This window comes from Pseudidiomarina marina (assembly GCF_044807045.1).
In the GTDB taxonomy this organism is placed as follows: Bacteria; Pseudomonadota; Gammaproteobacteria; order Enterobacterales; family Alteromonadaceae; genus Pseudidiomarina; species Pseudidiomarina marina.
Genome location: NZ_CP085233.1, coordinates 2,258,880 through 2,275,136 on the forward strand (window position 1 = coordinate 2,258,880; position 16,257 = coordinate 2,275,136).

8 protein-coding genes are annotated in these 16,257 nt (G+C 48.7%); 1 reads left to right on the forward strand and 7 read right to left on the reverse strand.

The window, feature by feature from the left end; translation table 11 throughout:
• Positions 1-63: 63 nt before the first annotated feature.
• The 5 genes from LG272_RS10815 to LG272_RS10835 all read right to left on the reverse strand — a co-directional run bounded on the left by LG272_RS10815 (position 64) and on the right by LG272_RS10835 (position 7,971).
• Positions 64-2,985 carry a TonB-dependent receptor plug domain-containing protein gene (locus tag LG272_RS10815; protein WP_404408497.1) on the reverse strand — a complete coding sequence of 974 codons (2,922 nt, stop codon included), beginning with the start codon at positions 2,983-2,985 and terminating at the stop codon, positions 64-66.
• Positions 2,986-3,201: 216 nt separating this feature from the next.
• A complete protein-coding gene (locus LG272_RS10820; RefSeq protein ID WP_404408499.1) occupies positions 3,202-3,816 on the reverse strand; it encodes an exonuclease domain-containing protein in 615 nt (204 codons plus the stop codon).
• Positions 3,816-5,798: a DUF294 nucleotidyltransferase-like domain-containing protein gene (locus tag LG272_RS10825; protein WP_404408501.1), complete on the reverse strand. Its 1,983-nt coding sequence runs from the start codon at positions 5,796-5,798 to the stop codon at positions 3,816-3,818. Before LG272_RS10825 ends, LG272_RS10820 begins: the two co-directional genes overlap by 1 nt.
• A 182-nt stretch (positions 5,799-5,980) precedes the next feature.
• On the reverse strand, positions 5,981-7,693 hold the full coding sequence (locus LG272_RS10830; RefSeq protein WP_404408503.1) for a sodium:solute symporter family protein: 1,713 nt from the start codon (positions 7,691-7,693) through the stop codon (positions 5,981-5,983).
• Between the two features lie 11 nt (positions 7,694-7,704).
• The gene (locus tag LG272_RS10835; protein ID WP_092856100.1) at positions 7,705-7,971 is read right to left on the reverse strand and encodes a DUF4212 domain-containing protein; all 267 of its coding nucleotides are present in this window, start codon (positions 7,969-7,971) and stop codon (positions 7,705-7,707) included.
• 273 nt (positions 7,972-8,244) lie between these two features.
• Here LG272_RS10835 and LG272_RS10840 point away from each other — a divergent pair, with 273 nt between their 5' ends.
• Positions 8,245-11,691, forward strand: coding sequence for a PAS-domain containing protein (locus LG272_RS10840; protein WP_404408506.1), 3,447 nt, complete (start codon positions 8,245-8,247; stop codon positions 11,689-11,691).
• A 19-nt stretch (positions 11,692-11,710) separates the two neighbouring features.
• Here LG272_RS10840 and LG272_RS10845 read toward each other — a convergent pair whose 3' ends face one another.
• Together LG272_RS10845 and LG272_RS10850 are read right to left on the reverse strand one after the other, a co-directional pair.
• Positions 11,711-12,190: a hypothetical protein gene (locus tag LG272_RS10845; RefSeq protein ID WP_126759311.1), complete on the reverse strand. Its 480-nt coding sequence runs from the start codon at positions 12,188-12,190 to the stop codon at positions 11,711-11,713.
• A 75-nt stretch (positions 12,191-12,265) separates the two neighbouring features.
• Positions 12,266-16,195, reverse strand: coding sequence for a S8 family serine peptidase (locus LG272_RS10850; protein ID WP_404408508.1), 3,930 nt, complete (start codon positions 16,193-16,195; stop codon positions 12,266-12,268).
• Positions 16,196-16,257 lie beyond the last annotated feature (62 nt).

Sequence of the window (16,257 nt, forward strand, 5' to 3'; positions counted from 1 at the left end):
CAAAAAAAAGCCCCACCAAGGTGGGGCTTTGGTCATTCACTTTCTCACTAATTCCTTAACAACTTAGAAGCTGTAAGAAACGTTGAAGAATGCACGACGACCTAAGTAGTCGAGCTGAGAAGCAAATAATGGCGTGTTACCAACAACAGCTGCTGCTGCTGGGCTCACCATTGGTGGTTGCTTATCAAAGATGTTACCAACACCTACAGTGACATCGATATTGTCATTGAAAGTGGTGCTAGCAGACAGTGAATGCAACACGTAAGTTGGAGTTTCAGCTACGAAACGCACAGTCTCACCACGGTAAGTGGTTGAGCTGGTACCGAAATAACGGTAGTCAGATGTTGCGTCAAAGTAACTCATGTTCCAGTTGAAGCTCCATTCGTCACGCGTCAAGGTAGTGTTCAACGTACCTACGTTGCGTGGGTTACCAATGTAACCAATGTTTTGCTCTGGATCATCAGAAACGAACTGCTGGAATGAACGCTCGATTTGGTTCGTGTGATCTAACTTGATGCGTAAATCACCAAAATCAAATGAATCTTGGTAAGTCACAACAATATCCACACCACGAACAACTTGTTGTGCAGTGTTCAAGTAACCACCACGAACTTCTAAGACACTCCAGTCACCGTCAGCAGAACCGTCACGACGAGTGATTTGATCACAGAAAGGCTCGTTCGCGAAGTCGTTTGAAGTGTAGCACTGGTTCAATACTGAACCACCAGCAACGCTAGAGATCTGGTCACTGATAACTACGTCATAGTAGTCAACAGACGCAGCGAAACGACCGTCATCAGTTGAGTAAACTAAACCAATACCTTCAGAGATTGAAGTTTCAGCTTTCAATTGACCTGCACCACCACCGGTGATTGAAGTCATTGAACCGCTGCTACCAACCGCTGTGGTGTACGATTCAGGAATACCTTCTGCCGCACAGTTCTCACGTACTTGTGGGTTCGTTGATTCAACCCAGTTCAAACATGGATCAGAAGTTTGACCTAAGAAACCAGTTTGGTTCTGTAGGAACAACTCATAAAGCGCTGGAGCACGGAATGAGCTACCACGTGATGCACGAAGACGGAAGCCGGCGCCGATTTCCCAGTTAGCGCTTACCTTGAACGTCGTGTCACTACCGTAGATATCTACGTCAGTCCAACGGCCAGAAGTTGTTAAGTCTAAGCTTTCAACGAATGGCAAGTCGCGTAGCAATGGAACTTGGAACTCAGCATAAGCCGCAGTAGTTTTCGCTTCACCTGCAGTAATGCCTGCACCAGAAAGACCCCATGAGTTACCTGCACGAGTATTCTCACCAGGAACGTCATTGATTTCATCACGCTGCCAGTAAACACCTACGGCAGTACCAACTGGGCCAGCTGGCATTTCGAACAAGTCGCCAGTGATGTACGCATCAATGGTGTCTTGGGTGTACTCAGTGTTACCTTTGTCGTAACCGAATAGGAAATCACGAGCTTCTTGGCTTGGGTTACCATAGATGTTTTGTGGATCGAACCAATCATACTCATAGCAAGCTTTGCCAGAGATTGAAGTGACACGACCTTCACAAGGTACACCTAACAAGGTTTCTTGCGCCATCAACATCGAGTCGCGAAGAATGATATCCTGCTCGTAAGTACCATCGTTTTCTGAACGCTGATATGAAATATCCCAGTTCCAGAAACCGATAGAACCTTCTAAACCAAGTACTAAACGCGTGTAATCAACCGTGGTTTCGTTACCATAGTGGTTGGTGTAGTGAACTGGCATAACAAAGCTGTCACCATCAAAACCAGGCACGGTGCTGATTGGCACATAGCCAACTAAGTCTGCAGGCCAGAACTGACGTGCGCTTTGCGACTTCGTTACACGCTGACTGTACAACAGTTCGCCGTAAGTAGAGATAGTATCAGTTAAGTCGTAATCCGCTTGGAAGTACGCTGAGTTAACTGTAGTCTCTGGAATCATCGTTTGTTCTAAACGGAACGGGTGACCGCCACCGTCCAACAAACCATCAGATTCTTTATCGTAACCAGCCCAGTACCAACCGTCTGGCGCTTGCGTTACGTTCGGGTTCGTTTCAGTTACTGGATCGACATCATAGTTGCCGTAGTTGTATTGAATACGACCTGTACCTGCAGAACCTGAGTGCCACAAACCAAAGCCGCTTTCGTTACAGTGATATTCACCAGTACGTGGATCGATTGGATCAGCTCGCTCACCAGTTTCGATATCATTAAACAAGTAACGAGTAGAACAATCAAAGTAGTCACGGTCAGCACGCTTCAAGCCGGTGTTCACGTTGTGGTCAACAACCACACGCCATGAACCACGGTCAAATGCACTACCGTAAGTCGCGTTCAAACGGTAAGTTTCGCCGCCACCTTCAAATGGAGCAGAACCAGAAACGTTGACTTGGCCGCCTTCACCTTTCTTGGTGATGATGTTGATTACACCAGCAACCGCATCAGAACCGTATAGTGAAGAAGCACCATCTTTAAGAATTTCAACACGCTCGATGACGCTAATTGGTAATGCGTTCATGTCAAATGCAGAAACTGTACCACGGGTACCAGCAGGACCAGCACGACGGCCGTTCAAGAGTACCAAGGTACGACCAGCGCCTAAACCACGCATAGAGATTGATTCAGCACCACTACCACCGTTGGTAACATAACCAACAGAATATGCAGAAACCAACTGGTCAGAACCAGAAGCAACTGTTGATGTACGCAACAATTCACCCAGTGTGTTCAAACCTTGGTCTTCTGCAAGTTCAGTAGTAATAATTTCGATTGGTGTTGGGCTATCCAAACCATCGGTACGGATACGAGAACCAGTTACCTGAATTTTCTCAACCGCTTTTTCAGCTTCTTGTTCATCTTCGTTTTGATCTTGAGCCATTGCAGGAGCTGCAATTAGCGCAGAACCAAAACCTGCCATCATGATGGCGCGGATTGAGTCTGACAAAAATGACTTTTGAGCCATGTTAAGTCTCCCTGAGATTATTATTGTAATTGCTTCAGTACCAAGCATTTTTTTATAATTAGCGTTCGTACCGAAATCTGAGTGTTCTAATGAAGTTACTGCTAACTGACATAGAATCTTGCTTAGATAACCACAGTCGTTAACTGATTTCAATGGATTTTCAACATAAATAAAACGTCACTCATCGAAAATCGCATAAAGTTGCCTAGAAACGCTTCAAAATATTGAACTTTTTGAACTACCTGCAAACTTGTAGCCTTGCGCGAGCATCAATTCAGCGCAACCGACAGCATCACTAAACGCATGATGCGAGTCGTATTCCGGGAGACCATAGCGCGATCGGCAGGCTGAGAGGGTCAGCGAACCGCGTTGAATATGATGTTGTTGACGCTTCAAGCGGCTGGCCTCAAATGCCAACGTATCAAATAGCGCGAGCGGAGAAAGTTGAATATCGCAGTGTTTGGCAGCCTGCTTTAGAAATCGCCAATCAAGTTGTATATGGTGGCAAATTAATATTTTGTTATTAAGCTCAGCAGCGAGTGCTTTCATTACATCACACAATTCTGACGTTTCAATGAAGTCTTTCTTGACCAAGCCATGAATCACTGGTGACTGCTTTAAGTCAGTTTTATCATGTTTAATGAGATAGTAGCGACCGGTTGTATAGTGAATAACAGGCGGTGATACCTCAACCCACGCAATTGCCAGTATCTGATCGTTGGTAGGGTCCAAGCCGCTGGTTTCAATATCTAACGCAATATAGCGATGTTCCGTCCACGGCTTTCGGCGCGCTTTGTGTGTTTGCCACCAACGTTTTATTGCCGACCACATCAGCCAATACGCCCAAATTTTAAACCAACACCCTGCTGGCAATCTTTGATGATTCGAAAGGCCGTTTTTAATTGCCGGCGAGTTAACGTACTGAGTTCATCCGGATCTAAAGCGTTCTTCGATTTATCGGTACCCCAAATATCAAGCTGATGCTGCAATCGCAATTGAGTTAGAAACTGCCATGCTTCCGCCAATGATTGGTTATCCTTACGGTTCAGTAAATTACTGCCGCGCAACTGCTCTAAGCGAACCAACGTTTGAGGTGCTGTCAACCCAGCTTGCAATGAATAAATTCGCACAATGTCATTAATCAGGGCAATGCCGTAGCGCTTTATGTTAATCAAATCGCTATCTTTACCCGATTCGGTACCACGAAATCGATTAAATAAGCCAAGTGGCACCTGAACGCTAACCTGCAAGCGCGCTAAGTTACCCAAGAAAAATTCACTTTTGCCCAGTTTGGCAACTTCATCACGATAACGTTGATACAAGCGTTTATTGCCGTGCACCATGCGTGAATCGAAAAATATCTGGCAGTACATCAGTGCTTTTGGTGTTGGACTCTCAGTCCAAGTTTGAAATCTATCGAGCCAGCCGTCTAGCGTGCGTCGGCAATCAGGGTTCGATGCCATGATATCGCCAGGGCACAGCGGAATACCGCATTCATTTAAGCCGGTGCAAACATATTCACCAAGCCCTTTAAACCACTCAAGCTGTTGCTCGTTCAAGCCGTTGCCTAACAACAAACCGTTATCTTGGTCTGAACTGAGCACCTGGTCTTCCCGCCCCTGTGAGCCGAACGCTATCCAACAGTAAGCACTCGGCGCAACGCCGTGCTCTTGCTCATATAAACTAATCAACTTGCGCGTCATGCTGTCGGTTAATGACGCTAACAGACGCCCCACCATGGTCGTGTCATGCACGCGCGCCGCAAAGGTTTGCATGTACGCTGGAATATGTTGTGCTTCAGCAACTAATTGCTCGCGCGTGTCAGCCTTATTGATCGCACTAATCAACATCACCGGTTCACTGCGCTGTTGCCGCATTAAATCAGTATTCGTGATCATGCCAATCGGCTGGTCATTGTCGTCTAACACTGGCAGATGGTGAATGTTGTGCTGTGTCATTAACGTCAGCGCATCCATGAGTGTTTGCCGTCCGTAAACCGTCGCCGGCGCTTGGGTCATCACGGCATTCACTTGAATGTCGTAGCTTAAGCCTTGAGCGATGACGCGGTTTCTTAAATCGCGGTCGGTTAAAATGCCGAAAAGCTTAGAGGAGGTGGGGTGCAGTCCAAGGTCTGCCCCCGTTACCATCACCGATGAGACTTTTTCATCGCGCATGAGCTCGGCGGCTTCGCGAATGGAGGCTGTACTTGATACCGTAACTGGTTCGCGGCTAATCACTTCCGCAATGGTGAGCTCGAGGGTGTCGTAGCCCGGCGACTTTTCTGTAACTGAAGGCCGGGACGCGTTAGTAGTTAATCTCTCCGTTTCATTAAAATCGCGATTATTACTCGCATCGGCATTAACCGTGGCTTCGCCACGTCCCGCCGTGGAACGGCGGGCTACTTCGCTTAGCAGGCGTTGGCCGTGGGCGCGAATGAAGTATTGTTCGAAGGCCCGCGCATGCTGCCGTAATTTATCGAACATCGCCGCCGAGACAATATAAATAATGCCGTCTTCAATCACTTTGAGCTTGTTCACCACAGGTCGGCCACTTAACAACGACGGAAACCCAAACAAGTCATGCGATTCTAAACGTTCAATCAAGTGTCCATCGGGCGCCAGCAAATCAAAACCACCCGAGCGCACAATATAAAGCGCGGGGCTGTGCTGCTTAAACAGCGCATCCACGTTGTGCTCATTGACATAAGCGGCATCAATATTCTGTGCCACCCACTGTCGCTGCTCACCGGTTAATTCGTCAAATGGTGGGCAATCGAGTAAAAAGCGCTGAACCTCAGTAAATTCCGGCTGCATTGTTTGAAACCCAAGTTCGATATTAGCTATTAGATATTGGATATTAGCAAAATACTAATACGATATTAGCTAATAGATATTGGATATTAGTCAAACCGGAAACTTCAGATCTAATATCTAATATCCAATAGCTAATATCGCTTTTGAATTAAAAAGCCCGGCGTGAAGCCGGGCTTTGTATTTTAGTGCGTCGCACCACCCGCACCACGCGGGTAACGAATCGACTCCACCAAATCTTGCGTATCTTGCGGCGCATCACCCGTCATCTTATGTACCACATAAGACACGATGAAGTTTAGCAACATACCAATGGTACCAATACCTTCAGGCGAGATACCGAATAGCCAGTTATCAGCAGTATTTGCGGCTGGGTTCACAAACTTGAAGTAAATAATGTACGCCAAGGTGAACACAATACCCACAATCATACCAGCGATAGCACCGGTGCTATTCATGCGCTTGTAGAAGATACCCAGAATAATGGCAGGGAAGAAGCTCGCTGCGGCTAAGCCGAACGCGAAGGCGACCACCTGCGCCACGAAGCCGGGCGGATTGATACCAAACCACGTTGATAGCGCAATAGCTACAGCTGCGGCAACCCGTGCCCACATCAGCTCTTGCTTATCGGTAATATTTGGCGTCAAGGTTCGTTTCAACAAGTCGTGTGATACAGAGGTTGAAATAACCAACAGCAAGCCTGCCGAGGTAGAAAGCGCGGCGGCAACACCACCCGCAGCAACCAATGCCACAACCCAAGCTGGTAAGTTAGCAATCTCAGGGTTTGCCAGTACCATGATGTCGCGATCAACCGTCATTTCGTTGCGATCATCACCTGAATAGAACATCTTGCCGTCGTCGTTCTTGTCTTCCCACGTGATCAAACCGGTTTTTTCCCAGTTTTTCACCCAGTCTGGTGCAGCGTCATACTCAACGCCTTGCAGATCAGGACCATTTACCGTGTTAATCAAGTTCACTTTCGCGAAACCAGCAATCGATGGCGCAGTGAGGTAAACAACAGAAATGAATACCAATGCCCAACCCGCTGAACGACGCGCGTCACGTACTTTTGGTACGGTGAAGAAGCGAACAATCACGTGTGGCAAACCAGCGGTACCAACCATCAACGCACAAGTAATTGCGAATACGTCAATCTTCGATTTAATACCTGAAGTATATGCGGCTAGCCCCAACTCGGCGGACAAGCCATCAAGCCTATCAAGCAAATAGGTCCCCTCGCCAGCTACCCCCTGTGCAATGGTTGCACCAAAGCCAGTTTGAGGTAATACGTGACCGGTCATATAAATCGAGATGAAAATTGCTGGTACCAAGTACGCAAACGCGAGTACACAGTACTGTGCAACCTGCGTATAGGTAATACCTTTCATACCACCCAGGACAGTATAGAAGAACACGATAACCGCACCGATGAATACACCCGTTGCGATATCAACTTCTAAGAAGCGCGAGAATACCACGCCCACACCACGCATCTGACCTGCAATATAAGTAAACGAGATCAAGATAGCGCAGATAACAGCGATAGTACGTGCAGTTTGCGAATAGTAACGGTCACCGATGAAATCAGGCACGGTGAACTTACCGAACTTACGTAAATATGGCGCTAAACAAAGAGCCAACAATACGTAACCACCGGTCCAACCCATTAGGTACACACTACCGTCGTAACCTGCGAAAGCGATAATACCGGCCATTGAAATAAACGAAGCAGCAGACATCCAGTCGGCGGCTGTTGCCATACCGTTCATCACTGGGTGTACGCCACCACTGGCTACGTAGAAATCAGAAGTCGAGCCCGCGCGTGACCAAATTGCAATGGCAATATAGAGAGCGAACGTCAGGCCGACGATAATAAACGTGAGAGTTTGAATATCCATGATTCGGCCCCTTACTCTTCGTGAACTTCATATTTGTTATCTAACGCCGCCATACGCTTCACGTACACGAAGATTAGAATCACAAAGGTGATGATTGACCCTTGCTGAGCAAACCAAAAGCCCAACTTGAAGCCGAAGAAAGTAAACTGATTTAGCCAGTCTACTAAGATGATGCCAAACCCGTATGAAACGATAAACCACACCGCCAGCAACTTCAGTACTAGGCTGATATTATCGCGCCAGTAGGCTTTTGCGAGTTCTTCGCTTTTGAAAGCCATACGCCCTCCAGATTGTTCTGTTATTGTTTATGTTGTTATGAGTGATTTATTCACTTAAAGAATCACTTATGCAATCTAGACGGGATATGGCAATAGGGGAAATAAGACATTGGTCTAACGACATGCAAAAGCGATATTAGCTATTAGATATTGGATATTAGATGAAACACCAATACATCCGCTCTAATATCCAATAGCTAATATCGTCTTTGCTTTTTAACGCTTGATGTTAATATCAAATATCTAATAGCTAATATCGACTTTGATTTTCAAATGACATTACTACTCATCTTAGCCTCATTGGCCTACATCGCTTTGCTTTTTGCCGTTGCACATTGGGGCGACAAACCGAACTCATTGGCCAACAAAATCAGCTATAAACCAATCATTTACAGTATGTCACTGGCAATCTATTGCACCAGTTGGACGTACTATGGCGCGGTGGGAAATGCGGCAACTGACGGCTGGGCCTATATACCCATTTTGTTGGGGCCGTTCTTATTATTTATCTTCGCGCTACCGTTACTTGAGAAGTTGGTGAGCGTATCGAAGCAGCAGAATATCACGTCAATTGCCGACTTTATTGCCAGCCGTTATGGCAAACGCCAACGCTTAGCGTTATTTGTGACTTTGATTGCCGCACTGGCAACAATTCCATACATCGCGCTGCAATTAAAAGCGGTCGGATTAACCTTTGTGGTACTTACTGAGAACACCTCGGCACTCACCGAGTTTTCGATAAACGAACTCGTGGCCGCGGCGATTATGGCCGTGTTTGCGATGCTTTTTGGCACCCGACATATTGAGGTGACCGAATACCGTAACGGAATGATTTTAGCCATTGCCTTTGAGTCAGCTGTGAAACTGCTTGCTCTGTTGGCGGCTGCGGTGTTTGCCTATTTCTTATTTAATGACGCATCGCCGGTTAGCATGTGGGAGCAAGTCACCACGCCAACCTCGAAAGCCTGGAGTTGGGAAGCTGTCACTGAGTTTGATTTTATTGTGCAAACCTTTATGGCTGCTGGGGTCATTCTGTGCCTACCGCGCCAGTTTCACGTTGCGGTAGTCGATAACGTTAACGTGAACCACCTGAAAACCGCACGTTGGGGCTTCCCGCTGTATTTGGTGTTGGTTGCCGTTGCGATTGTGCCGATTGCTTTGAGTGGCGGCCTGTTTTTCGGCAACGGCATTGATGGCGATACTTACGCGCTGCGCTTACCACTGCTGCATGATCAAACGTGGCTGGCAGTATTCATCTTTATCGGCGGTTTCTCAGCGGCAACGGCGATGGTAATTATCGCGTCAGTCACGCTCAGCACCATGGTCACGAACGACGTGATCATGCCAGTCATCCTCCAACGTCGCAGCCGTTTCCCAACCAGCTTCCAGAAACGTTTGCTGCTTATTCGCCGCGTCGCCATCGCAATAATCTTATTGCTTAGTTATCTGTGTTATTACTTCTGGGCAGCCGGAACGGGCTTAGTGAGTATCGGTCTATTGGCCTTCTCAGTTGTACTGCAATTATTACCGGCGGTATTAGGCGGCTTGTATTGGCGTCGCGGTCACGCACGCGGCGTTTATGTCGGCTTAGGTACCGGTCTGATTGCTTGGCTATTCGCCGTCGCCGTACCAATGTATTTGCCGCATGACAGCACCGACACCAGCGTCATTACGCAAGGCACTGTCATTAGCTTGGCGGTCAATACCGCGTTCTATATTGTGTTCTCGTTACTCGCGCAGCCACGCCTCATTGATCGGATACAAGCCACCGCGTTTGTGAAGCCGCGCTCGCGTGTGCAAGAACACACCATTGGCCGTCATCATCAAGCCACCAACGGCGACATGATGTTGTTACTGCAAACTTTCGTAGGCGAGCAACGCACCGCTCAGTTACTAGATTATTTTGCCGAATCGCAAGGTGACGACACCAGCCACACCAATAAAGAAGACGTGGCTTCGCGGGAATTTATCGACTACGTCGAACGTGTGCTAACTGGGGTGCTTGGGGCCGCCACCGCGCGCTCGCTGGTTGAAGCGGCACTGCGTGACCGGCGTTTACACCTTGAGGAAGTGGTGCACTTTTTCGATGACACCACACAAGCATTACAAACCCAGCAATCCATTCTATTTAGCTCGCTCGAAAACCTGGCGCAAGGTATCTCAGTAGTCGACGCCGAACTGCGTTTGGTGGCGTGGAATAAGCGCTATCTTGATCTCTTCGACTACCCTGATGGCATGGTGAAACCGGGACAACCCATTGCCACGCTGATTCGTTACAACGCTGAACGCGGTGAATGTGGCCCAGGCGAAATTGATGAACTGGTCGCGAAGCGCTTAAAGCACATGCAACTGGGCTCGCCACACCGATTTATTCGGCGCCGTGGCGATGGTCGCGTGATCGAAATGGTGGGCAATCCGCTACCGAATGGCGGCTTTGTAACTTCATTCACTGATATCACCGAGCACGTTGAAACCCAGCAGGCGCTTGAAGAAGCCAATATTGACCTCGAGCAACGCATCAATGTGCGTCAAAAGAAAATTCGTGAAATCAATAACGAGCTTACAGAAGAGATTGAGCGGCGACGTAAAGTTGAGGTTGAGCTAAAAAAGGCGACGCAAGAGGCCGAAGAAGCCAATGCCTCCAAAACTCGATTTTTAGCGCTTGCCAGTCATGACATCTTACAACCACTTAACGCGGCTCGTTTGTACCTGTCGGCAATGGATGAAGCGAATCTCAATACCAATAACTTGCAGCTATTAAGCAAGCTAGATACCGCACTGGCGTCCACCGAACACTTGCTCAGTACCCTATTGCAGATTGCCAAGATGGATCAAGGCGCACTGCAACCAAACTTCCGACACGTTCGCTTAAGCACCATTCTTGAGCCTCTAATACATGAATACGGCGTGTTGGCGGAGCAACGTGGGGTAACATTGAAGACCCACCTGCACGACGGTGTGGTTTACACCGACCCAACCTACTTGCGTCGTATTATTCAAAACTTTTTATCGAATGCGGTGAAGTACAACCGCGACAACGGCAAGGTATTATTAGCGGTTCGTAAGCGCGGCAATCATCTCCTCATTGCGGTCTATGATACCGGCCCGGGTATTACCGCCCAACAACGTCACCGAATCTTTGACGCATTTTATCGCGGTTCACAGACGCGCGTTGAAGGCGTAGGCCTTGGCTTGAGCGTGGCGAAACGCATGAGCGAGCAGTTGCACTGTGAGCTGCGTTTAAAAACGGTCGAAGGATCCGGTAGCTGTTTCTCGGTGCAAGTACCGCTTGGTAGCCCAGCACAGGTTTACGAAAAACCAGAACAACCCAGCGCTGCCGACGTGAACAAAGGCATGCTCATGGTATGTGTTGATGACGACCAAGAAAATTTAAGTGCACTTCGCGCCTTGCTAGAAAAGTGGGGATGTACTGTTGAAACCTTTACCAGTAGCGCCACGGCGTTGGAGTATGCGAGCACCCATGAACGTCCAGACGGCATTCTGCTCGATTATCAGCTCGGTGACGATGAACATGACGGTTTAAGTTTAGCGAAGGCGCTAAGGCATTACTGGGGCGATACCTTATCAGGCGCTTTAGTCACTGCGATGCGTGACGATTCGGTACGCAAACAAGCCCGCGAACAGAATCTGCACTTCTTGGCGAAGCCGGTGAAGCCAGCCGCTCTCAAATCACTGCTGAAATATTTGGAGCGGCAATAAGTTTTTTGATTCTTAGGTTTTACATTGTGCTGTGCGCAACAGCACGGCAAACACCATTTTCAAGCGATAATTGCGGCTCAGGAATCACCTCACAGGTGCTCATTTCCTGAGTTGCATTAATGTGCTCAATACGCAACTGCGTGTATTCATCGACCAACTTTTGCAACGATTTTTCATCGGTCACTTTGGTTGAATAGGCAATATAGTATTCTGGGCCGCCACAGGCACGTTTACCAACTGCTGCCAAACGACATTGATCCAGTGAATCAGCACGCGCTACGCCAACCATTGTGCGAATTTGATTATCTAACTCAGCAATACGGGCGCCGCGATTAGCATCAGCTGCCGGATCGACGCTTTGCTCTTGCTCTCTCTCATCTGACATTGGCGATCTTCCTTCGCTATTGGCTTGCTCCGCATCAACGCAACCACTCATGGCAAACGCTAAAGCAAGAATACTTAGTCCTTTTCCTATCCCTTTCGATAGTTCCTTCGTCATAGCAACACCTCGTTAATTCACGGCGATAGAATCATCCTATCGCCGATTCTTTTTTATTTATACCAACTTAACATGCTAAACCTGACGGCGACGTAGCCATACTAGCGGCAATGCCAACAACATCAGCAACCACCCCATAGCACCTGAACTTTTCTCTGGTGGGGTAATACTCACCGATACGGTTTCTTGTGCAGTGGCCATGCCGTCTGACACAATCACACGCACTTGAATGGTCGTCGCAGTGGTCACCTCGGGCGCTGTGAAGGTCGCTACCGCCGCATTCGCACCCGATAAGGTCACGCCAGTGCCGCTAACTACCTGCCAGTCATATTCCAAACTATCGCCATCCGCATCCGAGCTACCGGAGGCATCTAAGCGCACCGTTTCACCTGAGGTGGCGCTGTTTGGTGCATCGATACTTGCTACCGGAGCCGTATTAGTCACCTCAACGGTTACCGTGGCGGTTGCTGTTGGCGACCCAGCTTCGTCCACTAACCGAACGTTAAAACTATCACTACCCGTGAAGTCGGTGTCCGGTGTATAGGTTAAAGTAGCGCCGCTAAAACTCACTGTACCATGCTCAGGTTGGCTCACTAGTGCCCCCGCCAAAGCACCTTCAGGCTGCACGGAAATTGGTAATTGCGCGGCGTACTCAATTGGCTCACCGGCATCGGTACTACTGATATTCATCAGCACCACAAATTCATGCCCTAATTCAGCTGTCGCCTCAGCGAAATCCACTTCAACCGAGCGGTTGGCTGTACCTGCCACCGTAACATCGGCCAGCGGGCCTAAATGAGTTACCGTTGCGGGTACATCCATGCGTACTTCAGCGCGCTCACCATAATTAAAGCTTGCGGCTAAGGTTGCACCGTCTGCAGGATACGTTCCAGTACTGGTACCAGAGAAGTAGTACGTTGCCCCAACATCGCCACGGAAGTTTTCCAAACCAATGGCCGTGTTGTAAGTTGGCGCGCCGCCATTCACGTCAACGTAATTGTAAATCACTTCGTTGGTTCCCAGCTTGAACCACACGTTAAAGGTATAACGTACACCGCTATCAGTAGCGCCTGAAGCAACCCAACTCCGTGCGTTTTCCCATTCAAGCACTAAGTACGTATCAGTACCTTCAGTCACAATGGCATAATTCATCTCGCCATCGCCATTAACAAATTCCAAGTCCGTCCAAAACGGCGCAACAATGCCGTTCGGCTCATTTTCATTTGGTAACATTGCGGCGCTTGCCGTGAATAATGCGCGGCTTTCACCGAGCTCCACCAAACCGTTGCTCCACATTGAGAATATATTGTGCTCAAAGCCATCGAAGCGCCACGTTGCCCCTTCGCCTTCTAGCTCAATTTCAGCAACCAAATCGTCACAGCCTTCGCTACAAACACTCGAAATACTGATATCTTCAGTTACCGCAATATCTGCCAACGACATACCCGCATAAGCGAACCCAGTTGTTGCACTAATTTCCGCTGAATCAGGTGCATCATTTTGATCACCTTGCCAAACCAAGGTGCCGGTTGCTTCGTTCACGTCAAAAGCCGTTTGCGTACTACGCGTTAACTGCAATCCAATATTGTCATAATCAATCGAAATGCCGGCGCTAGTTGGCAATGCCACTGAGAATTCCGTGCTACCGTCAGTAAAGCCCAAGCCACCACGCAGTTGCAATTGCATCGCTTCACCTGCAACAGCAGCACCTGAGGCGATAGCAGCAGAGATAATGCGGGAATCATCAGAAAGCGATGTGAACACCGCAATCGGTAGTCGCGCTGGTGAATAATTGCCTGAGTTGGATGTCAACGTCAGCGCACCAAACTGCCAGCCCTCTTCAGCAAAAGCCGTATTGACGGTCACTGATAAGGTTTTGCTCTCGTTTGCAGCAAGCGTAATCGAGGTCGGGAATGTTGCCGTAATATTAGGGTCATTAAAGGTGGCAGCCACCGTCCACGTTTGCTCGCTCGCGGTCAAATTGGTGAGTGTACGGTCAAAGTCACACATACCGATACACGCATTATTGTTTAACGAAGCACGGTCAAAGCTAAGACCAGAGTCCACAGCTGCTGCTAAATCGATGCGACCAGCACCCACCTGATGCGGGGTCGCTTGGGCGTCATTGTCGCTCTGCGTAACATTCGCATTGGCAGAGGTCATCAACACCGATTTGATTTGGCTATTGGTCCAGTTTGGCTTCAGATCACGCAACAATGCGGCGGCACCAGCGACATGTGGACTCGCCATCGAGGTTCCGCTCAACAATGCCACTTGACCACCTGGGTACGCCGAAAGAATGCCAGTACCCGGCGCCGCTACCTCTGGTTTCAGTATGCTGCTATCGCGATTCGGACCTCGCGAACTCGAGCTTGCCAAACGATCTTGAAGCGACTCATCAATCACTCGTTCAGGTGGGTTAATTGTAACTTGCTCACCGGCAGTCCAGTCCGACTCGAGCTGTTCGCCAGTCGTTTGATCGATGGATACGCTTGGTAACGTTGCCGCCCCCATTTCCATACTAATCGAGCCATCCACGTTGTTATACAACACCATGGCCCGTGCGCCCGCGGCCTGCAAGTTATTCGCCTTTTGCTCAAAGGTACAGGTACCACGCTCAACCAATACAATTTCATTGGTAAATAAACCAGCGCTAAAACTGCTACACGCTAGTGGATTTGACGGTGCATCACGCTTTACAGTGCGAAAAGCACCAGTAATTGGTGAAGAAATAGTGAAATCCCCTTGTCCAATCAGCACCGGAATCGCATTGCTATAATCACTATGTGTCATTGTCACAGCAAAACTGCGACCCGTTTGCGTATTGGCAACCGCCAACATTTCGTCAATACAGGCTGGGCAGCCCATGCTGCTCTCTGTTGGGCCATCGTTGCCGGCAGCCGCTACATTGACAATACCCATGGCATCAATGGCGCGAACAATATCAGCTTCGTAAGGCGCTACACCGTTATCTAAGCTACCCCACGAGTTATTAATCACATCGGCACCATCGTTCGCCGCTGCTTCCAACGCTTCCGCCAAGCTAATCGAGGACCCAGTGGTATTGCCATCGGCATTGACCCACAACGCCTTGTAAACCATCAAATTAGCGCCCGGAGCAACGCCCGAGAAATTTACCGCAACACCATTAAACGTGGTGCTTACCGGGTTTCCCGCTGCGGTTCCCGCTACGTGTGTACCATGACCATCTAAATCTTCTGGCGAATCGGCAAATTCGTCAGGATGCAAATCAAAACCGGCTGGCAAGAAATAACGAGCCACAACAAGCTTATCGTTACAAAACGCCGGGGTGCTGGCACAGTAATCGTCGGTCACTCCTAGATCAGGGCGTGTGTGGCCATTGTCTTCAAACATAATATGATCAGGGTCGATACCCGTATCCAAAATAGCGATATTCACGCCCGCGCCGGCCTGCGCTTGTCCGCCTAACTGTTGCCACACAGCTGGCGCTTCAATCAGTGCATTCGAGGTATCCGTTTGAACATATACTTCGCGATCAGCATACACACCTTTAATACCCGGCGTGCCTGCCAACCGTTGTGCTAAATCATCCCCCTCATACTCAACAACCATAGCGTTCAATAAGAGCTTCATTTGCTTCTTCATCGCCACCGACGGCACTTGCTGTGCAATTGTGCTGAATACTTCTTTCTGGCGTTTTTGAACGTAGCTTGAATAATCGGCGACCGCTCGCGAGCCACGCTGAAAGCGCTCATCGCCAGTCACCGTCGCAGCCGTTGCCGCATAACCCGCAATGCCGCCTTTATAAGTCGCAACACTTGGCTCTTCCAACTGAATCAAATAACGCTTCGGCGCCGAAATACGCACTTGCTGTTCAGCTGGCTGTGGAATTTTTCGCTGGGGCGCGGCTACTGTCCGCTCATTCACTTTTACCTGAATGTCCGTGGCATAAACGGCCCCTGTTGCTCCGCTTGAGAGCAAAGCCGCGATAGTTACTGCAAGTGTTGTCTGTAGTGTTTTCATAGTTGTTTTTATACTCATAAAAAACGGCAATAGTTCATACTATCGCCGTTTTAGACCAAATT